This window comes from Phyllobacterium sp. K27, assembly GCF_054796155.1.
The window spans coordinates 2,444,614-2,467,201 of record NZ_CM139240.1 but is presented as its reverse complement, the minus strand read 5'-3'; the positions used below and the strand labels follow the sequence as shown (position 1 = coordinate 2,467,201).

The following is a 22,588-nucleotide window of genomic DNA, read 5'->3' as shown; positions in this document are numbered from 1 at the left end:
CAGACAGCGCTAAAGCGACCGCGCTCTGGTGACAAGCCGCTCCGCCCGCTTCAGATGCGGGCGGTCGAACATTTTGCCATCAATGCCGATGACGCCGGCAGAGGGGTCAGCTGCAAAAGCCGCAATGATTCGCTGGGCCTGATCGACCGCTTCAGCCGAGGGCGTGAACACCTGATTGATGATTGCCACCTGTGCCGGATGAATTGCCAGCTTGGCCGTAAAACCATCGCGGGCGGCTTCGGTACATTCGCGGACAAGACCTTCTTCATTACGATAGTCGATATAGACTGTGTCGATGGCTGCAACGTCGGCGGCTGATGCGCCAAGAATCGTCAAGGCACGGGCCATGCGAAACACGTCCGTATAAAGACCTGCCTCGTTGCGCACTGCGGTTGCGCCGATAACTGCCGAAAGATCCTCTGCCCCCCAGCTAAGACCCGTTAATCGTTTGGATGAATCCGGATAGGTGGCAGCCGATAGGGTGCCGATAGCGGTTTCCGTGATGATCGCAATGATCTGCGTAACGCCTTCAGCAAGCCCAGTCTGCGCCTCATGCACGTTCAGCTTTACCGAGAGCCTCGTCACATCCTTACCGCTATTAGATTTTGGTAGAAGAATGCCAGCGGGCAAGGATGGCATAACGGCGGCAAGGTCACCATCGGCGAGACCGCTGGAGAGATCATTGATTCGCACAAACAGACGAGGCGAGGCGAGGCCGGCGTTCGACTTCAGAAAATCGGCGGTGATCTGCCGCGCATCAGCCTTGCGCTCTGCGCTTACCGAATCTTCAAGATCGATCAAAAGTATATCAGCTTCGCTGGTGAGTCCTTTTTTCAGCTTCTTTTCCGAATCGCCGGGAATAAACAGGAGCGAGCGCATCAGGCTGCACCCTTTGATTTCATCATTGCCTGCCGCGTGCATTTTGCGACCAGGACACCATGCTGGTTAAAAGCGCGATGCTCGAACTCGACAATGCCGCGATCCGGCTTGGATTTGGATGCGCGGGCTGAAATAACCTGTGTCTCAACGCGAACCGTATCTCCATGAAACAGAGGAGATGGAAAGGTTACGTCAGTCATGCCGAGATTGGCAATTGTTGTGCCTATCGTGGTGTCGTTGACAGAGATACCAATCATTAAACCCAGTGTAAACAAGGAGTTGACGAGAGGTTTTCCCCATTCTGTCTTGCTAGCAAAGTCAAAATCGATATGCAACGGCTGCGTATTCAATGTCATGACCGAAAACAGCATATTGTCGCTTTCAGTGATCGTCTTGCGAAGCGCATGATTGAAGACGTGTCCGACCTCAAACTCTTCCAGATATAAGCCAACCATGTGATGTCGAACCTCCGCAATGTTTTGCAGGAGATTATGACGGTGCTGTGCGGATCGCAACGGGGCAATGTCTTCATGGTGATTGGACAGGCTTCCCCTTGGTCGCATGGTACATTTCATTACAAAATTCAGGGGCTCTTTGAATGAAATAACCGGTGTGCCCCATGGGAACCGGCGTATCATTGCGTTTTTATTTGGGTAGATAGCCAGTTCTTTATTTTTGTTGGAATAAAAATTAAATTATTTCACACGCTTAAACATATATTCTAATGTAACACATTGATTATACCGTTTTGAAGCCACGAAACGGCCATTGCCGCCATGTCGGTCTTTTATGCTACTATGGACACAGGCATAATCGATTGGGAGGTCTGCATAATGTCGGACGATGGTAGTGTTGTTGACTTTGGCCCGCTAAGTCTGCACGTCCCTGAACCGGCCGTGCGTCCGGGTGGTGAACCGGATTTCTCCAACGTCACTTTTCCCGATGCAGGCTCTGTAAGGCGCCCCGATGTCGATTCAAATCCCGAAGAAATGCGCGACCTCGCATTCTCTATCATTCGTGTCCTTAATCCGGACGGTGAAGTCGTCGGACCTTGGGCAAATTTGCTGAGCGATGAGCAGCTGGTCGAAGGGCTGCGCCATATGATGACGCTGCGTACCTTCGATGCGCGTATGCAGATAGCGCAGCGGCAGGGCAAGACCTCGTTCTATATGCAGCACTTGGGCGAGGAGGCGGTTAGTTGCGCTTTCCGCAAGGCACTGGTGAAGGGCGATATGAATTTTCCGACTTATCGTCAGGCTGGGCTTTTGATCGCCGGTGAATATCCGATGGTCGAGATGATGTGCCAGATCTACTCCAATGAGCGTGATCCGCTAAAGGGTAGGCAGCTGCCCATCATGTATTCATCGAAAGAGCACGGCTTTTTCTCGATCTCCGGTAATCTGGCGACTCAATATATTCAGGCCGTTGGCTGGGCCATGGCATCCGCCATCAAGAAAGACAGCAAGATCGCTGCCGCGTGGATCGGGGATGGTTCCACGGCGGAGTCAGACTTCCATGCCGCGCTGGTTTTCGCTTCCACCTACAAGGCGCCTGTAGTGCTCAATATCGTCAATAATCAGTGGGCGATCTCGACTTTTCAAGGGATTGCGCGGGGCGGCTCCGGCACGTTCGCAGCGCGTGGCCTTGGTTTCGGTATTCCAGCGCTGCGCGTTGATGGCAATGATTACCTGGCGGTTTTTGCTGTGGCGCAATGGGCAACGGAGCGTGCTCGCCGCAACCTCGGGCCGACGCTGGTTGAGTATGTGACCTATCGCGCTGGTGCACACTCGACCTCGGATGATCCATCAGCTTACCGGCCCAAGATGGAGTCCGAGGCCTGGCCGCTGGGCGATCCCATCGTGCGGTTGAAAAACCATCTGATTGCACGGGGCGCATGGTCAGAGGAGCGCCATACACAAACAGAAGCTGAAATACTCGATACGGTGATTGCTGCGCAGAAAGAAGCCGAAAGCTTCGGAACGCTGCATGCAGGGGGCAAGCCATCTGCTCGCGATATGTTCGAGGGCGTCTATGAAGAAATGCCTCCGCATCTGCGCCGTCAACGCCAGCAGGCGGGGGTCTGATCGATGCCGCGTAAAACGATGATCGAATCCATTCGTGATGCAATGGATACAATGATGGAACGCGATGAGAATGTGGTCGTGTTCGGTGAGGATGTCGGTTTTTTCGGCGGTGTGTTTCGCTGCACGCAAGGTTTGCAAGCCAAATATGGCAAGACACGCTGTTTTGATGCCCCCATTAATGAAGCTGGTATTGTCGGCGCTGCAATTGGCATGGCGTCCTATGGACTCAAACCATGTGTCGAAATCCAGTTCGCTGATTATGTCTATCCGGCCTATGACCAGATTGTCTCCGAGGCTGCACGCCTGCGCTACCGTTCAAATGGGGATTTTACCTGCCCCATGGTTGTGCGCATGCCGGTCGGCGGCGGTATTTTCGGTGGACAGACCCACAGTCAGAGTCCGGAAGCGCTGTTTACCCATGTTTCCGGGCTGAAAGTTGTCGTTCCGTCAAACCCATATGATGCCAAAGGGCTGCTTATTGCAGCGATAGAAGATCCGGATCCGGTGATCTTCCTTGAATCGAAGCGCATTTATAATGGTCCGTTCGATGGACATCACGACCGGCCAGTCACGCCGTGGTCGAAGCACGATCTCGGTGAAGTGCCTGATGGTCACTATACGGTGCCTCTCGGCAAAGCCATCAAACGTCGTGAAGGGTCGCAGCTAACGATCCTAACTTATGGCACGATGGTCTATGTGGCTGAGGCTGCGGCTGCCGAACATAATATTGACGTGGAAATTATTGACCTGCGCACATTGCTGCCGCTTGATCTCGAAACAATTGTTGAATCCGTTTCCAAGACCGGGCGCTGCGTCGTTGTTCACGAGGCAACATTGACATCGGGCTTTGGCGCGGAACTTGCCGCGCTGGTGCAGGAACATTGTTTCTACAAGCTTGAAGCGCCGGTTGCTCGCGTTGCTGGCTGGGATACGCCTTATCCGCATGCGCAGGAGTGGGATTATTTTCCCGGTCCCTTGCGGGTTGGACGCGCGCTCGTAGAAACGCTGGAAGGATAGAGAGAGCCCTTTCCAACCATATTGACCTATTCTGACGGAGGAATGTTGTGACAAGATCAAGCAAAGACGGGAAGGCCCGCACTTTTCGTGCGGGCGAGTGGCTTTGCGCCGGGATTGGCGCAACAGGACCCGTCCCTTCGGGTTTCCGACTGGCGGCCAACCACTTTGTCAGGCGGCTTCGTCCGATGAACCACATCGACCTCGCCACCTTCCGCGTGGATTGTCTCGCCAGTCGAGAAACAGAATACGGCCAATATGGCTGGAAAGGGCTCTAAGATGGGTGAATATGTCATCAAACTGCCGGATGTCGGTGAAGGCGTTGCGGAAGCTGAACTCGTCGAATGGAATGTGAAGGTCGGTGATCTTGTGCGCGAAGACATGGTTCTCGCTGCGGTCATGACCGACAAGGCAACAGTGGAAATTCCTTCGCCGGTCGATGGGGAGATTATCTGGCTTGGCGGCGAAATTGGCGAGGTCATTCCAATCGGCTCGCCAATTATCCGGCTAAAGATTGAGGGTGAGGGGCATGCCGTCGCCACAGAGCCAGTCAAGTCTGCAAAGGTCGAAGCGCCTGCACCAGCAGAAAAGCTCGTTGAGACGGCCCCGCCCGAGAGCAAGCCGGCTACCACGACACAGGACTCAAAGCCGAGTGTGGCCAAAGCCTCGCCTGTTTTCAGCACGAGTGCGCCACGCAGCGAAGGCGAGAAACCTCTGGCCTCGCCAGCTGTACGCCAGCGGGCGCGTGACTCTGGTGTCGACCTGCGTCAGGTAAGCGGTACGGGACCGGCGGGCCGGATCACCCATGATGATCTGGATGCGTTCTTTGCGCGCGGTCCGCAAAAACCGGGGGTTGCGGCGCTCAGCCCGGACAATTCCGTCAAAGAAATCAAGGTTGTCGGTCTTCGGCGCAAGATTGCCGAGAAGATGGCGATTGCGAAATCACGCATCCCGCATATCACCTATGTGGAAGAAATTGACGTAACATCGCTGGAAGAATTGCGCGCTGCCCTCAACGCCAAGAAACGTCCGGATCAGGCCAAGCTGACAATATTGCCGTTCTTGATGCGTGCGATGGTCAAGGCTATCGCTGACCAGCCACAGATCAATGCGCTGTATGATGACGAGGCCAACATTATCCATCAGCATGGCGGCGTGCATATCGGCATCGCTGCGCAGACGCCCGGCGGACTTGTTGTGCCGGTGGTCAAGCATGCTGAAGCCAGAACGCTTTGGGATTGTGCTGCCGAAGTCAATCTTCTGGCAGATGCTGCAAAAACCGGCACGGCCACGCGCGAACAGCTCACTGGTTCGACTATCACCATTACTTCGCTGGGCAGCATGGGCGGCATTGTCACAACACCTGTGATCAATCACCCCGAAGTTGCAATTATTGGTGTTAACAAGATCATGGTTCGCCCCGTGTGGGACGGAACGAACTTTATACCGCGCAAGATGATGAACCTGTCGTCGAGCTTCGACCACCGCATTATAGACGGATGGAATGCCGCCGTGTTTATCCAGCGCATCAAGGCGCTGCTCGAAACGCCAGCCATGATATTTGTTGAGGACTGAGCCATGAAGGATATTTCCTGCAAATTACTGGTCATTGGCGCGGGGCCGGGCGGCTATATCTGCGCCATTCGTGCCGGTCAGCTCCACATTGACACTGTGATCGTCGAAGCGGCAAAGGTGGGAGGCACCTGCCTGATGGTTGGCTGCATACCCTCCAAAGCACTGATCCATGCGGCAGATGAGTTTGCAAAAGTTGCGCATTTTGCAGCGAAGCAGACGCCGCTCGGCATATCGGTCAGCGATCCGGCAATCGACTTCACGCAAACGATTGCCTGGAAAGACGGTATCGTCAGCCGTTTGAACAATGGTGTGGCTGGACTGTTGAAAAAGGCCAATGTCAAAATCGTGACGGGTAAGGCGAAGTTCCGCGACGGAAAAACTGTTGAAGTTGAAACCCTGACGGGCCAACAGATCATCCGGGCTGAAAACGTCGTGATCGCAACAGGCTCGGCACCGGTCGAAGTGCCTTCATTGCCATTTGGTGGCAATGTCATTTCATCCACCGAAGCTCTGTCACTTGAAACTGTACCTGAGAAACTCGTTGTTGTCGGCGGTGGTTATATTGGTCTCGAACTTGGCACCGCCTATGCCAAACTCGGCTCCAAGGTAACGGTGGTGGAAGCACAATCAAAAATACTGCCGCAGTATGATGCGGAGTTGACGCGGCCAATTGTTAAGAATCTCAATGGCTTGGGCGTAAAAATTCTTACAGGTGTTAAAGCAAAAGGCATGAGCACGAAGGGCGACGCGCTCCTTATCGAGACGGCTGACGGCAAGGACGACAAGATTGTTGCAGATAAAATACTGGTGACTGTTGGCCGCAAGCCCGTGACGACTGGCTGGGGCCTTGAGGAAGTTGATCTGGACATGGATGGCAAATTCGTTCGCATCGATGACAAGTGCCGCACCTCAATGCGCGGCCTCTATGCAATCGGTGATGTGACGGGTGAGCCGATGCTGGCACATCGCGCCATGGCACAAGGCGAGATGGTGGCAGAAATCGTCGCCGGACATAATCGCAGTTGGGACAAACGGGCGATTGCGGCAGTTTGCTTTACGGACCCGGAGATAGTGACTGTTGGCCTCTCGCCGGAAGAGGCAAAGCAGGCTGGCCACGAGGTCAAAATTGGTCTGTTCCCATTTGCTGCCAATGGCCGCGCCATGACGCAGGAAGGCGAAGAAGGGTTTGTCCGTGTCGTTGCCGCCGCAGACAATCACCTTGTGTTGGGCATTCAGGCTGTTGGAACCGGCGTTTCAGAACTGTCAGCAGCATTTGCGCTGGCTTTGGAAATGGGCGCGCGTCTGGAAGATATTGCAGGAACAATCCATGCCCATCCCACACAGAGCGAGGGCTTTCAGGAAGCCGCGCTTAAAGCACTCGGACACGCGCTGCATATTTAGAACGCTGGTTATCTCTCCCCTTGAGGGAGAGAAAGAATTTTCTTGGGTTTAGTTCTTGCTAAGCCCTTAGAAAATTCAAGAGAGGGGATATTCTTGCGGGGAGCGTTTTCCCCTCTCTTGTGATTTCTAGCACTTAGCAAGAGCTAAGCTGCTGAAATCACGTTCTCCCCCACAAGGGGGGAGATAGAGGCCTCAGCAACAGCAGGAAGGCCAAGCCATACACGGCAATCGGCAAGTGCGCGGGCGCTCATGGCACGCTTCTTGGCGTTGGTCTTTTCCTTGCCACGCAAACGCTTGCCCTCAGATACAGGCGCTTCAATCGGCGGGAACAGCCCGTAATTGACATTCATTGGCTGGAATGAGCGCTTGCCAGGTTCTTCATCTGAAACAATATGCCCGCCGGTAATGTGACCGAGCAGCGCGCCGAACGCCGTTGTGGCAGGAGGCGGTGTCACCGGCTGGCCGAGACGCTCGGCAATCATGAAGCGGCCGGCTAAAAGGCCGATGGCCGCGGATTCAACATAGCCTTCGCATCCGGTGATCTGTCCGGCAAACCGCAAGCCCTGCCGCGATTTCAACTGTAATGTTGGGTCGAGCAGAAGCGGGGAGTTCAGATAGGTGTTGCGATGCAGACCGCCCAAGCGGGCAAATTCCGCATTTTCAAGGCCGGGGATCATGCGGAAAATGTCAGTCTGAGCGCCATACTTCAGCTTGGTCTGGAAGCCCACCATATTATAGAGCGTGCCAAGCGCATTGTCCTGGCGCAGCTGTACCACTGCATAGGCCTTAACCGTCGGATTGTGGGCGTTGGTCAATCCCATCGGCTTCATGGGTCCATGACGCAATGTCTCGGAACCGCGCTCAGCCATGACTTCGATTGGCAGGCAGCCATCGAAATAGGGTGTGCCTTCCCATTCCTTGAATTCTGTCTTATCGCCTGCAATCAATGCTTGAATGAAGGCTTCATACTGCTCTTTCGACATGGGACAGTTGATATAGTCCTTGCCATTGCCGCCCGGGCCAACCTTGTCGTAGCGAGACTGGAACCAGCAAGTGTTCATGTCGATGGAATCGAAATGCACGATCGGTGCAATGGCGTCGAAAAAGGCGAGGGAATCGGCCCCTGTCTCATTGCCGATGGCTTCGGCCAGTGAAGGTGCGGTCAGCGGTCCGGTGGCGATGATAACCTTGTCCCACTCTGCAGGGGGTAGTCCGGTAATTTCTCCGCGTTCAATGGTAATAAGCGGATGAGCTTCAATTTTCGCCGTGACGGCCTGCGCAAAGCCATCGCGATCAACAGCAAGCGCACTGCCGGCAGGAACCTGATGGGCATCGGCGGAAGCAATAATGAGTGAATTGGCCAGACGCATTTCCGCATGGAGCACACCAACAGCATTGGTTTCGGCGTCATCGGAACGGAAGGAGTTGGAGCATACAAGCTCTGCAAGGTCCTGCGTTTTATGCGCATCTGTGCCGCGAACAGGGCGCATTTCGTGCAGGATTACCGGAATGCCAGCCTCTGCGAGCTGCCATGAGGCTTCGGAACCGGCGAGACCGCCGCCAATAATGTGTACGGGTTTGTGTGACATGGCGCACCAATAGTCTTTTTGATTGCTGGCTTCAATGGAAAAGCAGCTACAGTCTTGGCTAGGTCTCCAAGCGGAATCTTTTACAAACACAATTTCGTCAGGAGGTTGATAAACGATTGTGATGTATTCTCTTGTGATGAAATACGCTTTTCTTATTCTGCTTCCGATACTTGCATATACATCCTTGTCGGATGCCAATGCGCAAACTTTTCGCGTCTGCCATGGTTACGGCTGCACATTCAAAACGACTGTGACGCTCACTCCGGTCGAGCGCAGTAAAATTGCTTCGATAATGAATGGCGGACGTAAATCAGCGGCAGCCGAACGGGCAGCCGTGCGCCGGGCGGTGCAGATATTCGAGCGTCGCAGCACACAAGTCATCGGTGTGAGGGATCGCCCAAAGATGGATTTTGGCAAAGGGCGCGAAAAAGGGCAGATGGATTGCGTTGATGAGGCGGCTAATACGGGCAGCTTCCTGAGCTATTTGCTGCGCACAGGCCTCTTGCGCCACCACACAGTGGAAAATCGGGATTCGCGCGGGAGTTTCTTCGATGGCCGCTATCCACATTTTACCGCAGTGCTGCGGGACCGTTCCGGTACGTCCTGGGCTGTCGACTCCTGGTACGAGCCAGCAGGCGGGCCGCCCGATGTGATGCGAATATCGGAATGGAAAAATCGGGGGTATGACGGGCAGCGCTGATATCAGCGTACCTTTACAAACAACAACACCCACCGCGGGAGGAGGTGCGGTGGGTGTCGTTATATAAAGACCGGCTGGGAGGAGGAGTGCCGGGCTTTGATCGCGGGAGCTTTGGGAGGAGGTAAAGCCCCGGCGATATTCTTTTATGCGATTAGCGTACTGCGGACTTCTTGGCGACGAACGGAATGTCCGAACGGGCAATGCCCAGATCGCTAAGTTCACGGGTCGACAGACGGTTCAATTCAGTAACCGTGTCGCGGTAACGGCGCCAATTGCTGTAAGAGCGGATAAGGTTCATTTTAATCACCACTTCGGTTGTTGTTCGGTTGATCACTCTTGATCGTTGAACTGAAGATAGTGCACTCCGCCTGAAATTTGCAGAGACAAGATTGCAGATCAGCTATGCATATGCTGCATTGCACCATTAATCGATTTTAATTGCTGCGGCGCACAAATGATATAATTGCGATAATTCGCCAGAATGCAGGGGAATTGCGTTTTTCCCGTCGCTGGCGTTATTTGAAGTCACCCGAGACTCAGGAGCACTTCGTGGCAATTTCGATTGGCATCAAAAAGCACATTGCACGCTGGCAGCAAACCGGTCTGATCGATGAGGTGACAGCTGATCTCTTGCGCAAGGATGTGGAGAAAACCCGTTCCGGATTTGGCCTTGGCGGTATTCTTGCCGTGCTGGGAGCCGTTCTGCTCGGAGCCGCCATCATCTCGCTCGTCGCGGCAAATTGGGAAGCAATGCCGCGCCTTGTTCGCGTCGTGATGATCATCCTCGTATTATGGATCGGCTATGTTGGCGGCGCGTGGCGGGCAAGTCTTGGTGACAACCGTTTTAGTCAGGCGCTCTATCTGATTGCCGCAATCACCTTTGGAGCCGGTATCGCGCTTATCGGGCAGATGTATCATTTGTCAGGTGAGGCGACAGAAGCGGCGCTGCTTTGGACGGCGGGAACAATGGTTGCAGCGCTTTTACTGCGCTCGCCGGTGTTGGTTGCGACCGGGGTAGCGGTAACCGCGCTCTACCTTTTCATGGCTTTGGACGATGGCAGCAATGTGCAGACCTATGCTTGGCTTTTGCCCGTATTGCTTTTGATAAGCGCGGGGCTAGTCTGGTACACCAAGGCACAGGTCGCCCGCCATTTTATAGCGCTGGTTGTTATCGCCTATGTCTTTGCCATTTACGGCGATTTGGACCGTGAGTGGATATTGTGGTGGGCCGCTATGGTTGGCGGGGCGCTCTTTCTTGGCGATGCACTGTCGACCGGCGCGCTCCAACGGTTAACCGGCTGGAGCAAGGCAATAGGCGCTTACGGATTCCTGATGCTCCTTCTGGTCCTCAGTTATTTTCAGTTCGACCGCTACGATAGTGAGGTCAGCGATCAGGTCATTATCGGATTTGGCATATTGGCATGCACAATTGCCGGTCTTGTCCTCTCCGGCTATCGCAATCTGGCCATCAGATGGATGTCCTACACGGTATTCTCGCTGGAAGTGCTTTATCTAGCCTTTAAAACCATAGGCACGCTCATCGGTACGGCGAGCTTCTTTCTCAGCGCTGGCGTGCTGGTTCTACTGCTCGCAGCATTTGTCGTGCGCATGGAGCGGCGGCTTCAAAAGAAGATTGCGCAAGCGGAAGGAGCGGCATGATGTTCAAAGGCAAGCGCATCATCTGGCTGGGGATTATCGTCGCCTTGCTGCAATCCGGCGCTTTATACGCAATGGTCGAGCAGCGTGCATCCATCCTGCGGAGCGGCAAAGACGTGGTTTTGCTGAGCCAACCCGTAGATCCCCGTGATTTTTTGCGCGGAGACTATGTGACCCTTTCCTATGACATCTCCAATGTCAGCGCCGACGAGATTACTGGCGATCGACCAAAAGCAGGTGGCCTCGTCGATATCTACGTTACGCTGGTGAAGGGGGCAGATGAAAGATGGGTTTTTGCGGGTGCATCCTGGCAGGCGCGCACTGACCTCAGTCCCGAAGAAGTGCAAATTCGGGGACGCACGCCGAATTACGCCTATTTTGGCTCTGATAATACCTACCGCGTTCATTACGGCATTGAACGCTATTACGTTCCGGAAGGTCAGGGCCTGGCAATCGAAGAACAGCAGCGCGAGAAAAAAATAGATGTGGTTGTTGCGGTATCGGATGAGGGAAACACCCAAATACGTGCTTTAAGGCGCGATGGGAAGGTTCTCTACGAAGAGCCCCTGTATTAGAAGTATCGGTGAAATTCCGGGTTTAAAATAATACTGTCGATTAACTGGCTTTTTCCTTTGACCCTCAGAAAGACGGTGCTATAGAGACGCGCGCTTGAGGTTCGGCTACGCGCCTCGGATGCGGATATGGCGAAATTGGTAGACGCACCAGATTTAGGTTCTGGCGGGAGACCGTGGGGGTTCGAGTCCCTCTATCCGCACCACAAACTCTTCCAGCACAATTGAGAATACGGCACACATAGGTAAACTCACGCACATGTGGGGGAAGCCTGATCATGATTGAAACAAGCCGCCTTGTGTTACGTCCGCAGCGTATTGAGGATTTTGAAGCCTATAAGGCGATATGGGTGAACGATCCGAACATAGGTGAGGGGGTGCCTGTATTGCCCGGCCTTACCGAAGAGCAAATCTGGGACAGGCTTCTACGCTGGATCGGGCATTGGAAAGTCTTTGGCTATGGACCGCTGCTCGTCATCGACCGTCAAACCGGGGAGTTGATTGGTGAGACTGGAGTGGCAAGGTTTCACCGCGACAATGGCCCGTCTTTCGACGGTGTTCCCGAAGCGCTGTGGCGGATTACCTATACAAGGCATGGCCAAGGCCTGGCGGCTGAAGCCGCTCGTGCTGCCTTGGAATGGTTCGACAGCCAGCAAATATCCGAGCGAACTGTCTGCATGATCGATCATTGGAACCATGCTTCGTTAAAGCTGGCTGGCAAACTTGGATTCAATCAGTTTTCCCAGACCATCTACAAAGGCAATGATGTCTTGTTGCTTGATCGTATCGTCAAAGCTTAGCGTTGCATGAGCAGTCAATAATCCAGTCACGAAAGAATTTTACCTTGTTCGGCAATTGTCTGGCCTCAGGATAGACCAGATAGTAATTGGTGCCGGTTGAGGCTTCGATATCAAAAAGCTGTACCAGCGTGCCTGCTTGTATTTCATTCTGGAAGAAGGCTGAAGAAACCAGACCGACACCACCGCCGGACAATGCCAATCCGCCGATAATTTGCTGGGTTTCGATCGCGACGCCCGGTTTGGTCATGGTCAACGGTCCTTCGACGCCTGCTTGGCGAAACCAGACCGGCCACCAATTGTCGTCCGGGGTGATGAGATGACATTGCAGGAGGTCTGCCGGTGTTTGCGGTCTGCCATATCGCTCAAGATAGGCGGGACTGGCCAAGGGGGTGAAGCCGCCCGACAAAAGTCGATGCGAGGTTAGGCCCAGCCAATCTCCCTTACCCAGTCTGATGCCGCAGTCGATCCCTTCACTGGAAAAATCAACCAGACGAGAAGAAATGTCGAAGCGTACCGAAACCTCAGGATGCAGGTTCTGAAAATCGACAATGCGTGGTGTCAGCCAATTACTGGCAAAAGTATGGATGACTGAAATAACCAGCACGGAATTTTGTTCTTCGCGAATGGCGCGGAATGTCTCGCCCATATCAGCCAAAGCCCTGCGTATCACCGGCGCTATTATTTCACCCTTTGGCGTCAAGGCAACGCCGCGCGCCAGGCGCTGAAACAAAGGCGCGCCGGCAAAATCTTCCAGCAGCTTGATCTGATAGCTGACTGCCGATTGCGTCATGTTGAGCTCGTCGGCGGCTTTGGTGAAGTTTTGCAGCCGGGCAACGCTATCGAAAACCCGGATAGAACCAAGAGGAAGAGATGTCATATTGAGCCATTAAATCTATTGATGCCTGCGCGCTAATTTCGCGTTGGTAGGCTAATCAATAAGGTACTACATCTCTTCACACAACAGGATAATTAATAGCTTGATGGAGAGTGTCATGACCGAATTACGATTTTTCGGGCTGAGTTCGCTTGCGGTTTTTTTGCCGAGCTTTGGCAAGCGGGCTTCGGTGCCAGCTGGCGATCCAGCGGATCTGAGCGCTTATATGCTACGCGATATTAATCTGACGCCAAGCCAGCGCGCAGCATTCACATATGAGACGCGCGATACGCTTCCGTCAGCCTATCGATATCGTCTGCCATAGATATGGGGCCACTATAAAAGCGCGGGGCTGTTAACGGCCCCGCGCTTTTTTTAATGCACTGCGGCTTGCTCTGCCACAGGTTTTGGCTTGCGCCGGAATGATCGCAGCACGACGTAGAACACCGGTGTCAGGAACAGACCGAAGAACGTAACGCCAAGCATTCCGGAGAACACTGCTGTCCCAAGAGACTGACGCATTTCCGCGCCAGGTCCTGAAGCAATCATCAATGGCACAACGCCGAAGATGAAAGCAAAGGCCGTCATCAGGATCGGACGCAGACGCAAGCGGCTGGCTTCGATCGCTGCTTCAACCGGATTAGCGCCTTCCTCTTCATGTTGGCGAGCAAACTCCACAATAAGAATGGCATTTTTTGCCGCCAGACCTATGAGGACGACAAGCCCGATTTGCGTGAGGATATTATTGTCCATCCCGCGCAATGCCACGCCTATCAACGCCGCAAGGACGGCCAGCGGAACGATCAGGATGATCGCCAGTGGCAATACCCAACTTTCATACTGGGCTGAAAGAGCAAGAAAGACGAAGACAACCGACAGGGCGAAAATAAACACGGCGGTATTGCCCGTAGCACGTTCCTGAAACGCGAGTTCCGTCCAATTGAACGATGTGCCTTGCGGTAGCATTTTTTCTGCCAGCGCTTCCATCTGATCGAGAGCCGCCCCGGTCGATACGCCGGGAGCTGCATTACCCTGCAACGGCACGGACACATACATATTGTAGCGCTGTACGAGTGACGGGCCCGTCGTGTCTCTGATTTCAACAAGTGTGCCAAGCGGAACAAGGGCTCCGGTGGCGGATCGTACCTTCAGATTGAGAATATCCCGTCGGTCGAGGCGATATTGCTGATCTGCCTGCGCACGCACTTGATAAACACGTCCGAAAGCATTGAAATCATTGACATATGACGTTCCAAGGTTTGTCGAAAGTGTTTCGAATATACTTGGAATTGGTACATTCAGGGCTCGCGCCTTGTCCCGGTCCACTTCAAGGAAGTATTGCGGGCTGGAAGCGGAGAAGGTCGTAAACACGCCGGTTACACCCGGTGTCTGCGCTGCTTCGCCCATCATCTGATAGGCCAGAGCCAGCACGCGACGCATATCGGAGCTGTCACGGTCGAGCAACTGCATCTTGAAGCCGCCGGAATTGCCGATACCGCTGATCGCAGGAGGTGGCATGGCGATAATGAAGGCTTCCTGAATGCTCTGCAGACTCCCATAAAGCTGACCAATAATCTGGTTGGCGTTATGGCCTTCTTCCAGACGGTTTTCGAAGGAGTCGAAGGCGGCGAAAACCACGCCGGAATTCGACGCGTTGGTGAAGGTCGCGCCGTTGAAGCCAGAGAATGCCACGGCATTCTTTACGCCCGGCACGTCCCGAACGATCTTTGAAACCTTTTCAATGACCGCATCCGTTCGATTGAGCGACGCGCCGTCCGGCAACTGCACGACTACGATGGCATAGCCCTGATCCATGGTCGGGATAAAGCCGCGTGGAACAGATGTTGCCATGTACCAAGTTGCGACAAGCAAACCGACGAAGACCAGCAGGGAGGCTGTGATGCCAATGGCTGAACTGACGAGGTGGCGAATGATCCATGAATAGCCGGACGCCATCTTGTCAAAGCCCGTATTGAAACCATTGGCCAAGGTGCGGCCAAAACGGGCGATGGGGTTTTTCGATTCACTGTGGTTGTGCGGACGCAGGATAATCGCAGCCAATGCTGGCGAAAGTGTCAGCGAGTTGAGAGCCGAGATTGCCGTGGCGACCGCGATTGTGATGGCGAATTGCAGGTAGAACTGCCCTGTGATGCCGGGGATGAAAGCAGTCGGTACGAAGACGGCGATAAGCACCAGAGAGATAGCGATGACGGCGGTGCCCACCTCGTCCATGGTGACGTGTGAGGCTTCCTTGGGCGTCATGCCGGAGGCAAGATTTCGCTCGACGTTTTCGACAACCACAATGGCGTCGTCAACCACAATGCCGATGGCGAGCACCAATCCAAACAATGTGAGCATGTTGAGCGAGAAGCCGAAGGCAAGCAGCAATGCGAGTGTCCCGATAAGGGAGACCGGAATTGCAACAATCGGAATGATCGCGGTACGCCATGATTGCAGGAAGACAAGAACAACGAGCGCCACGAGGATGACGGCCTCAATGATTGTCTTGTATACCTCGTTGATCGATTCAGCGATGAACTCGGTGGGGTTATAAACGATGTCGTAGGTCAGTCCGTCAGGAAAATCCTTCTTGAGTTCTTCCATTGTGCTTCGGATTGAATCCGCAGCGGCAAGGGCATTGGTGCCCGGGCGGCTGAAAATACCCAAGGCCACCGCCGGATTGCCATTCAGATAGGAGTTGGTGACATAATCCTTTGCGCCAAGTTCGATGCGGGCCACGTCCTGCAACTGCACGAGGCGCCCGCTTTCCGTTGCTTTAACAATGACATAGCGGAATTGACGGGCATCGCTGAAACGGCCCTCCGTGGTGACGGTATACTGGAAAGCATTGGTACCGGATGTTGGTGGACCGCCAATGGAACCGCCGGAAACCTGCACGTTTTGATCACGCAGCGCTTGAACAACATCACTTGACGTCATGCCATAGGCAGAGAGTTTCTCTGGGTCGAGCCAGATACGCAGCGAGTATTCGCGCTCACCGAAGATGATCAGATCGCCGACACCATCCAGTCGCAGCAAGACGTCTCGAACGCGCGAGCGTGCATAATTGGAGGCGTAAAGCTGGTCATAGCGACCATTGGGCGAAAGAATGTGCACGACCATCATAAGGTCGGGCGAACTTTTGGTTGTGGTGATACCAAGACGTCTGACTTCTTCTGGAAGGCGTGGCTCTGCAATGGACACTCGGTTTTGTACGAGAACCTGCGCCTTATCGAGATCTGTTCCCAGCCTGAAGGTTACGGTCAAAGCCATGGAGCCATCAGCCGTGGAATAGGAGGACATATATAACATGCCCTCGACGCCGTTGATTTCCTGCTCAATGGGCGTTGCCACCGTATTGGCAATGGTTTCAGCGTCAGCACCCGGATAGGACGTGCGAATGACAATGGTGGGCGGAGCGATTTCGGGATACTGCGCAACTGGCAGCTGTGTGTAGGCTATGCCGCCGACAATCAGCAAAACGATCGAAAGAACGCTCGCAAAGATTGGCCGGTCGACGAAAAAATGCGCGAATCTCATTGCGCAGCCTCCGGCGCCTTTGTCGTCTCAGCCGTTGCGGCCTCCGGTGGCAGTACAACGAGTTGAGGGTTGACCTTCACACCTGGACGGATGCGCATCAGGCCATTGACCACAATGGTTTCGTCACCCGTCATGCCGGAGCGGATGACGCGGTAGCCATGCAGCTTCGGCCCAAGGCGAACCGGTTTCGGAGTTACAGTGCCATCTTCGCTAACCGTGAAGACGATGCGTTCATTCTGATCGGAGCCAATAGCCTCGTCCGGAATCAGAATTCCTTTATAGGTATTGGATGCCGCGACATCGACGCGGCCAAACAGGCCTGGCTGGAGAACAAAATCCGGATTGCTGAAACGCGCGCGCACACGCATGGTGCCCGTCTGTTCATCCAGACGGTTTTCCGCGAAATCGACCTTGCCCGTTACAGGCGGCTCGGCTGAATCGGTTAATCTGACAGTGACCTCAAGTCCAGAGCCACCTTCTTGCAGCGTGCTGCCATTCTTTCGGGCGGTGCGTGCATAAGACAGCAAGTTACGCTCATCGACATTGAAGTAGAAATCTATTGGGTCCAGTGAGACGATTGTCGTCAGGATCGTCTGGTCCGGCTGAACGAGATTGCCAACCGAGATCAGGCGGCGATCAATACGACCGCTCAAGGGAGCTGTGATCTTTGTATATTCAAGATCCAGCTGCGCGCGGGCAAGGGCGGCCTCTGCGCCGCGTACATTGGCCTCAGCGGAGATGAAGTCGCGCCGCCGGTCATCGAGTTGCGATGCGGAAAGCGTGCCGGTCGCAGCCAGTGACTCGGTGCGTTTGAACTGCGCTTCTGCATAGACAAGAGTTGTCTTTGCTACCTCAAGCGAGGCTTGGGCCTGCGACAGCGCTGTTTCAAACGGCCGCTGGTCGATTATAAAAAGCGGATCGCCTTTTTTAACGAGAGCGCCGTCGGTAAATTCGATCTTGTCGAGATATCCGGCAACGCGGGATCGCACAGATACTTCATCGACGGGTTCAAAACGGCCAATGAACTCGTCGCTGTCAACGACATCACGGACAACTGGCTTGGCGACCGACACCAGGGGCGGTGGCGGCGCTGCTGCCTCCTCCTGTGCCAATGCAGCACCCGAGGACAGGAGAGCGGCTGTCAAACCGAACTTGATTATGGTTAAAAGTGATCGTGACAAAGGGTAGGCCTCCATGACAGTAAGACGTCCCACGCGTGTCGCAAAGATGTGTCAGCGATGCTGAAATGTTATCAACTTTGACCAATCTTTGCGGACGATAAGGTCGAGTAGAGCGAAGTCACATAATGTCGGCGGGGAGCGTTTACGAGAGGGCCCTGCACAATTTTAACACAGTGCAGCCATAATTACCCTGTCCAGAAAATCCCCACCTGAACAGATTTGCATAGTTCCAATTTCTTGTCACCCTGCAATCTCCGGCTGCAACAGCGCTAAACAATGCTATTTTGCCAGCCTGCATGGCTGTGCCATTGATTTTTATACCCGAGCCGAGTAAAGGGAGCGACCAGTCGGTGAAGGTGCGATTTCTCACCCAACTTTGTGCCACAGTCTGTGATACAATGCGTGGCATAAATCGAGAGTTGAGTTGGAAATACGGCAATAGAAACAACGTGGATGACGAAGCCAAGGTTCGTTCATCCGCACCCGGAGCCACGTAGGCAACAGTTTTTCTCCCGCAATTTGGCGAACGAGCCGGCGACGGCGGGACGAATGTTAAAAAAGTGAAGGTTTGGACATGCAGGTTACTGAAACGCTCAATGAAGGGCTGAAGCGCGAGATCAAGGTCGTTGTTCCGGCCAAGGATCTGGAAGCAAAGCTTTCCGAACGCCTCCAGGGTGCCAGCGCAAAGGCGCGCATCAATGGTTTCCGTCCCGGCAAGGTGCCAATGAGCCACCTTCGCAAGATGTACGGCAAGTCGTTCATGGCTGAGGTTGTCAACGAAATCCTGAGCGATTCTTCACGCACCATTCTTTCGGATCGCAATGAAAAGTCGGCTACCCAGCCTGAAGTCGTCATGACCGAAGATGAAAAAGAAGCTGACAAGGTTCTTTCCGGCGAGGCAGATTTTGAATTCTCGCTGAACTATGAAGTTCTGCCAGCGATCGAAATCAAGGATACGTCGAAGATCAGCATTACCCGCGAGATCGTTGACGTTTCCGATGAGGAAGTCGAAGAGCAGGTCAAGCGCGTTGCAAGCTCTGCTCAAACCTTCGAAGCAAAGAAGGGTAAGGCCGAAAGCGGCGACCGCGTTACCATGGACTATCTCGGCAAGGTCGATGATGTTCCTTTCGATGGCGGTGCCGACAGCGACGCAACATTGGTTCTCGGCTCCGGCCAGTTCATTCCAGGGTTCGAAGATCAACTGATCGGCGTCAAGGCTGGTGATGAAAAGCAGATCAAGGTCACTTTCCCGGCGGAATACCAGGCGGCCCATCTTGCAGGTAAGGACGCTACGTTCGACATCACTGTCAAAGAAGTAGCAAAGCCAGGCGAACTCGAGATCAACGACGAAACGGCAAAGAAGCTCGGAATCGAGAGTGCTGATCGTCTGCGCCAGGTTATCCGCGAGCAGATCGAGAGCCAATACGGTTCATTCACACGCCAGAAGGTCAAGCGTCAGATTTTGGATGCGCTGGATGGCGAATACCAGTTTGAGTCACCGGAACGCCTGATCAATGCCGAGTTCAATAATATCTGGGCTCAGATCAGCCAGGATCTTGCACAGGCTGGTAAGACTTTTGAAGACGAAGACACAACGGAAGAAGAAGCGCGCGCTGAATATCGCAAGCTTGCTGAACGCCGCGTTCGTCTCGGTCTCGTTCTATCAGAAATCGGCAACAAGGCCGGTATTGAAGTGACCGAAGAAGAAATGCAGCGTGCCGTTTACGATCAGGTTCGGCAGTATCCCGGCCAGGAACAGCAGATTTATGAGTTCTTCCGCAAGACACCGGAAGCAATCAACAATCTTCGTGCTCCGATCTTCGAAGAGAAGGTTGTCGATCATCTGCTCGCCAACATCAACGTCACCGACAAGAAGGTGACGAAAGAAGAGCTGATGGCTGACGACGAGTCGGAAGAAAAGTCCGGCGAAGCCAAGAAGCCTGCCAAGAAGGCAGCGCCAAAGAAGGCAGCCAAGAAGAAGACTGAAGACGAAGCGTAAGCTCCATCGATAAATGGGCGTTATGTCCATGTAAATCAAAACGGCTCCGCAATGCGGGGCCGTTTTTCTTTACATATCAATGAGATAAGCAAGAGAACTGAGAGTTTAATCCAGAAAGTTCACATTGAAAAAATTTAGATTGGCCCCTGCAATTGGCTGCACGGCAGATTTGCACGATTTCATCATCGGCAACATGCGCATTCTGCCTGTTCCGTCAGTGCCGGAGATATCGCTTTATACTGCGCATCCGGCAAGCCGGTTGGGCAAGCTTGGCAATCAGGACATAAACGGCAATGATCATCCGCCTTACTGGGCCTATCGCTGGGCCGGCGGGACAGTGCTGGCTCGATATATCCTGGACCATCCGGAAACGGTTGCCGGCTTGCGTGTGCTCGATTTGGGGGCAGGGTCCGGAATCGTTGGAATTGCGGCGGCCAAAGCGGGAGCAACTACAGTGCTATGCGTTGATGTTGATCCTCACGCCGCTATTGTAAGCCGTCTGAACGCAGCCGTTAATGCGGTGAATATTGTTCCTGTTTGCAAAGACATCCTTGATGACGATCCACCAGAAACCGATATCATCACTGTAGGCGATTTATTCTACGATTCAGCTATTGCCGAGAGGGTTAGGGCCTATCTCGACAGGTGCATTGCCGCGAATATCACAATTATCGTTGGCGATCCCGGAAGAGCGTATCTGCCTCGTGATCGGTTGTATCTATTGTCGAAATACGCGGTTCCTGATTTTGGCGGTTCGGCGAGCACAAGCGCCGTTTATCACTACGAATAGACAAACCTAGAGCAAATTTTGTTTATATAGAGCCAGTTCTGTTTCTCGGATGACGAGACAGTCCACGCGGAAGGTAGCAAGGTCGATGTTTATCCATCGGACGAAGCTGCCTGACAAAGTGGTTGGCCGTCAGCCGGAAACCCAAAGGGCCGGGTGAATTCGGGCCAATTCCATCGGGCTTCAGTCTCGTCCGATGGATAAACATCGGCCTCACTAAATCCCTTGATCTTGTCCACGAATTCCCTCCGGCAGAATGACTCTATATAAACAAAACTTGCTCTAGAAAAGGCCGAGCCCTTTGAGGCTTGCATGACCGCGTTTGCCAATGATGATGTGATCGTGCACAACAATGCCCATCTGCGTTCCAATATTGGCGATTGTCTTGGTCATTTCAATGTCGGCTTTGGATGGGGTGGGATCGCCGGAAGGATGGTTATGCGCAAGGATTATGGCGCTGGCCGAGAGCTGCAAGGCGCGGGATATAACTTCGCGCGGGTAGACGGGTGTGTGATCGACAGTGCCAACCTGCTGAACCTCATCCGCGATGAGCGCGTTCTTTTTGTCCAAAAACAGGATACGAAATTGCTCCCGTGGTTCGTAAGCCATTGCTGCGATACAGTAATCCATGACCTTGGCCCATGAACCAAGCACGATCTTTTCGCGAATTTCACTGCGGATCATGCGGTGGGTCAGGGCAGACACGAATTTAAGATCGAACGCAATCGCCGGACCGCAACCCTTGACCTCACGCAAGAGATGCTCAGGTGCCCCGAGAACCTCGGCCAGAGAGCCGAAACGCGCAATAAGCGCCTTGGCCAAAGGTTTTGTGTCGCCCTGCCTGATGGAGCGATAGAGCAGCATTTCCAGCATTTCATAATCGGCAAAGCCAGCATGACCGACGCTTTGAAAGCGCTCTTTCATACGTTCGCGGTGTCCGAGGTAGTGCGGAACGGCCCCAGCTTCAGCCGATTGCGGCTGTGCGTTGCGCGGCGCCTTAGTTATATCAACGGCAGGTTGTTCTGAGGAGAGTTTTGCGGAGGTCTCGTTGAGGAAGAAAGTCTGGTTGGGCTTTTCTTCGCTCATACGGCTTCCACCTATCCGAGTTTCAAACCTGGGGCGAACAAACCGGCTGGCGATAGTGTGAAGACTTCGCAGCCATCCTTGGTAACGCCCACCGTGTGTTCGTATTGGGCCGTTAGGGAGCGGTCGCGGGTAACAGCTGTCCAGCCATCGGCAAGCACCTTCACATGCGGGCGGCCCAGATTGATCATAGGCTCTATGGTGAAGATCATGCCTTCCCGCATTTCCACGCCTTCATTCGGCGTGCCATAGTGCAGGATATTGGGTGCGTCATGGAATAACTGACCCACACCGTGGCCGCAGAAGTCACGCACAACAGAGCAGCGCTCAGCTTCGGCATATTTCTGGATCGCGGCACCAATCGCACCTGTGCGCGCGCCTGGGCGAACGGCGGCAATGCCCCGCATCAGGCTTTCATGTGTGACTTCCATGAGCCGCTCTGCAGCGCGTTTGATCTCGCCAACAGGATACATACGGCTTGAATCGCCATGCCAGCCATCAAGAATATAGGTGACGTCAATATTGACGATATCGCCTTCGCGTAGCGGCTTGTCATCAGGAATACCGTGGCAGACCACATGATTGATCGACGTGCAACTCGATTTAGTGTAGCCGCGATAGTTCAAGGTTGCGGGCAGGGCACCCTGATCGGCACCAAACTCGAAAACGAACCGGTCAATTGTATTGGTTGTCACACCGGGCGCTACGATCGAGGCGAGTTCATCCAGGCAGCGTGCCGTCAACTGACAGGCCTTGCGCATTGCTTCAAAACCTTCCGGGCCATGAAGCCGAATTTGCCCTGTGTTCTTCAGGGGTGCGCTTTGTGCGTCGAGATATGTGACCATTGAACTGAC

22 protein-coding genes and 1 tRNA gene are annotated in these 22,588 nt (G+C 53.9%); 12 read left to right on the top strand and 11 right to left on the bottom strand.

Annotated elements, in window-relative coordinates:
* Positions 1-9 precede the first annotated feature (9 nt).
* Together ACYJL1_RS12015 and ACYJL1_RS12010 are read right to left on the bottom strand one after the other, a co-directional pair.
* Positions 10-879 carry an HpcH/HpaI aldolase/citrate lyase family protein gene (locus ACYJL1_RS12015; protein WP_460895623.1) on the bottom strand — a complete coding sequence of 290 codons (870 nt, stop codon included), beginning with the start codon at positions 877-879 and terminating at the stop codon, positions 10-12.
* A complete protein-coding gene (locus tag ACYJL1_RS12010) occupies positions 879-1,334 on the bottom strand; it encodes a MaoC family dehydratase (RefSeq protein WP_460895622.1) in 456 nt (151 codons plus the stop codon). The genes ACYJL1_RS12015 and ACYJL1_RS12010 overlap by 1 nt, the downstream gene beginning before the upstream one ends.
* A 378-nt stretch (positions 1,335-1,712) precedes the next feature.
* On the opposite strand from ACYJL1_RS12010, the gene ACYJL1_RS12005 reads away from it, so the two are divergent.
* Positions 1,713-2,963, top strand: coding sequence for a thiamine pyrophosphate-dependent enzyme (locus ACYJL1_RS12005; protein WP_460895621.1), 1,251 nt, complete (start codon positions 1,713-1,715; stop codon positions 2,961-2,963).
* A 3-nt stretch (positions 2,964-2,966) separates the two neighbouring features.
* Positions 2,967-3,980 carry an alpha-ketoacid dehydrogenase subunit beta gene (locus tag ACYJL1_RS12000; RefSeq protein ID WP_460895620.1) on the top strand — a complete coding sequence of 338 codons (1,014 nt, stop codon included), beginning with the start codon at positions 2,967-2,969 and terminating at the stop codon, positions 3,978-3,980.
* Between the two features lie 56 nt (positions 3,981-4,036).
* On the opposite strand, the gene ACYJL1_RS11995 is transcribed toward ACYJL1_RS12000, so the two are convergent.
* A complete protein-coding gene (locus tag ACYJL1_RS11995) occupies positions 4,037-4,273 on the bottom strand; it encodes a hypothetical protein (RefSeq protein WP_460895619.1) in 237 nt (78 codons plus the stop codon).
* Here ACYJL1_RS11995 and ACYJL1_RS11990 point away from each other — a divergent pair.
* Together ACYJL1_RS11990 and lpdA are read left to right on the top strand one after the other, a co-directional pair.
* Entirely contained in the window at positions 4,257-5,552 is a 1,296-nt protein-coding gene (locus tag ACYJL1_RS11990) for a dihydrolipoamide acetyltransferase family protein (RefSeq protein ID WP_460895618.1), read from the top strand. The two genes, ACYJL1_RS11995 and ACYJL1_RS11990, sit on opposite strands and share 17 nt — an antisense overlap.
* Before the next feature lie 3 nt (positions 5,553-5,555).
* A complete protein-coding gene (lpdA, locus tag ACYJL1_RS11985; RefSeq protein ID WP_460895617.1) occupies positions 5,556-6,953 on the top strand; it encodes a dihydrolipoyl dehydrogenase in 1,398 nt (465 codons plus the stop codon).
* 143 nt (positions 6,954-7,096) lie between these two features.
* Here lpdA and trmFO read toward each other — a convergent pair whose 3' ends face one another.
* Positions 7,097-8,542, bottom strand: coding sequence for a methylenetetrahydrofolate--tRNA-(uracil(54)-C(5))-methyltransferase (FADH(2)-oxidizing) TrmFO (trmFO, locus tag ACYJL1_RS11980; RefSeq protein ID WP_460895616.1), 1,446 nt, complete (start codon positions 8,540-8,542; stop codon positions 7,097-7,099).
* A 121-nt stretch (positions 8,543-8,663) separates the two neighbouring features.
* Here trmFO and ACYJL1_RS11975 point away from each other — a divergent pair, with 121 nt between their 5' ends.
* Entirely contained in the window at positions 8,664-9,242 is a 579-nt protein-coding gene (locus ACYJL1_RS11975) for a hypothetical protein (protein ID WP_460898026.1), read from the top strand.
* A gap of 151 nt (positions 9,243-9,393) precedes the next feature.
* Here the strand turns inward: ACYJL1_RS11975 and ACYJL1_RS11970 are convergent, their stop codons facing one another.
* Positions 9,394-9,540: a DUF1127 domain-containing protein gene (locus tag ACYJL1_RS11970; protein WP_081497128.1), complete on the bottom strand. Its 147-nt coding sequence runs from the start codon at positions 9,538-9,540 to the stop codon at positions 9,394-9,396.
* Positions 9,541-9,791: 251 nt separating this feature from the next.
* Here ACYJL1_RS11970 and ACYJL1_RS11965 point away from each other — a divergent pair, with 251 nt between their 5' ends.
* The 4 genes from ACYJL1_RS11965 (at position 9,792) to ACYJL1_RS11950 (ending at position 12,270) form a co-directional block, all read left to right on the top strand.
* On the top strand, positions 9,792-10,901 hold the full coding sequence (locus tag ACYJL1_RS11965; RefSeq protein WP_460895615.1) for a DUF2157 domain-containing protein: 1,110 nt from the start codon (positions 9,792-9,794) through the stop codon (positions 10,899-10,901).
* Complete coding sequence (locus ACYJL1_RS11960) at positions 10,898-11,473, top strand: GDYXXLXY domain-containing protein (RefSeq protein WP_460895614.1); 576 nt, start codon at positions 10,898-10,900, stop codon at positions 11,471-11,473. Before ACYJL1_RS11965 ends, ACYJL1_RS11960 begins: the two co-directional genes overlap by 4 nt.
* Before the next feature lie 120 nt (positions 11,474-11,593).
* A tRNA-Leu gene (locus ACYJL1_RS11955) sits at positions 11,594-11,676 on the top strand.
* 72 nt (positions 11,677-11,748) lie between these two features.
* On the top strand, positions 11,749-12,270 hold the full coding sequence (locus tag ACYJL1_RS11950; RefSeq protein WP_460895613.1) for a GNAT family N-acetyltransferase: 522 nt from the start codon (positions 11,749-11,751) through the stop codon (positions 12,268-12,270).
* On the opposite strand, the gene ACYJL1_RS11945 is transcribed toward ACYJL1_RS11950, so the two are convergent.
* On the bottom strand, positions 12,260-13,147 hold the full coding sequence (locus tag ACYJL1_RS11945) for a LysR substrate-binding domain-containing protein (RefSeq protein ID WP_460895612.1): 888 nt from the start codon (positions 13,145-13,147) through the stop codon (positions 12,260-12,262). The two genes, ACYJL1_RS11950 and ACYJL1_RS11945, sit on opposite strands and share 11 nt — an antisense overlap.
* A gap of 115 nt (positions 13,148-13,262) precedes the next feature.
* Between ACYJL1_RS11945 and ACYJL1_RS11940 the strand changes: the two genes are divergently transcribed.
* Positions 13,263-13,469 (top strand): hypothetical protein, encoded by a 207-nt coding sequence (locus tag ACYJL1_RS11940; RefSeq protein ID WP_460895611.1) that lies wholly within the window; start codon positions 13,263-13,265, stop codon positions 13,467-13,469.
* 50 nt (positions 13,470-13,519) lie between these two features.
* On the opposite strand, the gene ACYJL1_RS11935 is transcribed toward ACYJL1_RS11940, so the two are convergent.
* Positions 13,520-16,684, bottom strand: coding sequence for an efflux RND transporter permease subunit (locus ACYJL1_RS11935; protein WP_460895610.1), 3,165 nt, complete (start codon positions 16,682-16,684; stop codon positions 13,520-13,522).
* Entirely contained in the window at positions 16,681-17,880 is a 1,200-nt protein-coding gene (locus ACYJL1_RS11930; RefSeq protein WP_460898025.1) for an efflux RND transporter periplasmic adaptor subunit, read from the bottom strand. Before ACYJL1_RS11930 ends, ACYJL1_RS11935 begins: the two co-directional genes overlap by 4 nt.
* Before the next feature lie 559 nt (positions 17,881-18,439).
* Here ACYJL1_RS11930 and tig point away from each other — a divergent pair.
* Together tig and ACYJL1_RS11920 are read left to right on the top strand one after the other, a co-directional pair.
* On the top strand, positions 18,440-19,864 hold the full coding sequence (tig, locus tag ACYJL1_RS11925) for a trigger factor (RefSeq protein WP_460895609.1): 1,425 nt from the start codon (positions 18,440-18,442) through the stop codon (positions 19,862-19,864).
* 124 nt (positions 19,865-19,988) lie between these two features.
* Positions 19,989-20,654 carry a class I SAM-dependent methyltransferase gene (locus tag ACYJL1_RS11920; RefSeq protein WP_460895608.1) on the top strand — a complete coding sequence of 222 codons (666 nt, stop codon included), beginning with the start codon at positions 19,989-19,991 and terminating at the stop codon, positions 20,652-20,654.
* 89 nt (positions 20,655-20,743) lie between these two features.
* On the opposite strand, the gene ACYJL1_RS11915 is transcribed toward ACYJL1_RS11920, so the two are convergent.
* Genes ACYJL1_RS11915 through map form a run of 3 tightly spaced genes read right to left on the bottom strand, consistent with a single transcriptional unit; the run spans position 20,744 to position 22,579 of the window.
* Complete coding sequence (locus tag ACYJL1_RS11915; protein ID WP_460895607.1) at positions 20,744-20,890, bottom strand: hypothetical protein; 147 nt, start codon at positions 20,888-20,890, stop codon at positions 20,744-20,746.
* Between the two features lie 43 nt (positions 20,891-20,933).
* Positions 20,934-21,737, bottom strand: a complete 804-nt coding sequence (radC, locus tag ACYJL1_RS11910; protein ID WP_460895606.1) for a RadC family protein — start codon at positions 21,735-21,737, stop codon at positions 20,934-20,936.
* Positions 21,738-21,748: 11 nt separating this feature from the next.
* On the bottom strand, positions 21,749-22,579 hold the full coding sequence (map, locus tag ACYJL1_RS11905; protein ID WP_460895605.1) for a type I methionyl aminopeptidase: 831 nt from the start codon (positions 22,577-22,579) through the stop codon (positions 21,749-21,751).
* Between the last annotated feature and the right edge of the window lie 9 nt (positions 22,580-22,588).

Excerpts from the sequence above, each read along its gene's own strand:
- ACYJL1_RS12015 (WP_460895623.1), bottom strand. The coding sequence starts at position 879 with ATGCGCTCGCTCCTGTTTATTCCCGGCGATTCGGAAAAGAAGCTGAAA.
- ACYJL1_RS12010 (WP_460895622.1), bottom strand. The coding sequence starts at position 1,334 with ATGGTTGGCTTATATCTGGAAGAGTTTGAGGTCGGACACGTCTTCAAT.
- ACYJL1_RS12005 (WP_460895621.1), top strand. The coding sequence starts at position 1,713 with ATGTCGGACGATGGTAGTGTTGTTGACTTTGGCCCGCTAAGTCTGCAC.
- ACYJL1_RS12000 (WP_460895620.1), top strand. The coding sequence starts at position 2,967 with ATGCCGCGTAAAACGATGATCGAATCCATTCGTGATGCAATGGATACA.
- ACYJL1_RS11990 (WP_460895618.1), top strand. The coding sequence starts at position 4,257 with ATGGGTGAATATGTCATCAAACTGCCGGATGTCGGTGAAGGCGTTGCG.
- ACYJL1_RS11995 (WP_460895619.1), bottom strand. The coding sequence starts at position 4,273 with ATGACATATTCACCCATCTTAGAGCCCTTTCCAGCCATATTGGCCGTA.
- lpdA (WP_460895617.1), top strand. The coding sequence starts at position 5,556 with ATGAAGGATATTTCCTGCAAATTACTGGTCATTGGCGCGGGGCCGGGC.
- trmFO (WP_460895616.1), bottom strand. The coding sequence starts at position 8,542 with ATGTCACACAAACCCGTACACATTATTGGCGGCGGTCTCGCCGGTTCC.
- ACYJL1_RS11975 (WP_460898026.1), top strand. The coding sequence starts at position 8,664 with ATGTATTCTCTTGTGATGAAATACGCTTTTCTTATTCTGCTTCCGATA.
- ACYJL1_RS11970 (WP_081497128.1), bottom strand. The coding sequence starts at position 9,540 with ATGAACCTTATCCGCTCTTACAGCAATTGGCGCCGTTACCGCGACACG.
- ACYJL1_RS11960 (WP_460895614.1), top strand. The coding sequence starts at position 10,898 with ATGATGTTCAAAGGCAAGCGCATCATCTGGCTGGGGATTATCGTCGCC.
- ACYJL1_RS11950 (WP_460895613.1), top strand. The coding sequence starts at position 11,749 with ATGATTGAAACAAGCCGCCTTGTGTTACGTCCGCAGCGTATTGAGGAT.
- ACYJL1_RS11945 (WP_460895612.1), bottom strand. The coding sequence starts at position 13,147 with ATGACATCTCTTCCTCTTGGTTCTATCCGGGTTTTCGATAGCGTTGCC.
- ACYJL1_RS11940 (WP_460895611.1), top strand. The coding sequence starts at position 13,263 with ATGACCGAATTACGATTTTTCGGGCTGAGTTCGCTTGCGGTTTTTTTG.
- ACYJL1_RS11935 (WP_460895610.1), bottom strand. The coding sequence starts at position 16,684 with ATGAGATTCGCGCATTTTTTCGTCGACCGGCCAATCTTTGCGAGCGTT.
- ACYJL1_RS11930 (WP_460898025.1), bottom strand. The coding sequence starts at position 17,880 with ATGGAGGCCTACCCTTTGTCACGATCACTTTTAACCATAATCAAGTTC.
- tig (WP_460895609.1), top strand. The coding sequence starts at position 18,440 with ATGCAGGTTACTGAAACGCTCAATGAAGGGCTGAAGCGCGAGATCAAG.
- radC (WP_460895606.1), bottom strand. The coding sequence starts at position 21,737 with ATGAGCGAAGAAAAGCCCAACCAGACTTTCTTCCTCAACGAGACCTCC.
- map (WP_460895605.1), bottom strand. The coding sequence starts at position 22,579 with ATGGTCACATATCTCGACGCACAAAGCGCACCCCTGAAGAACACAGGG.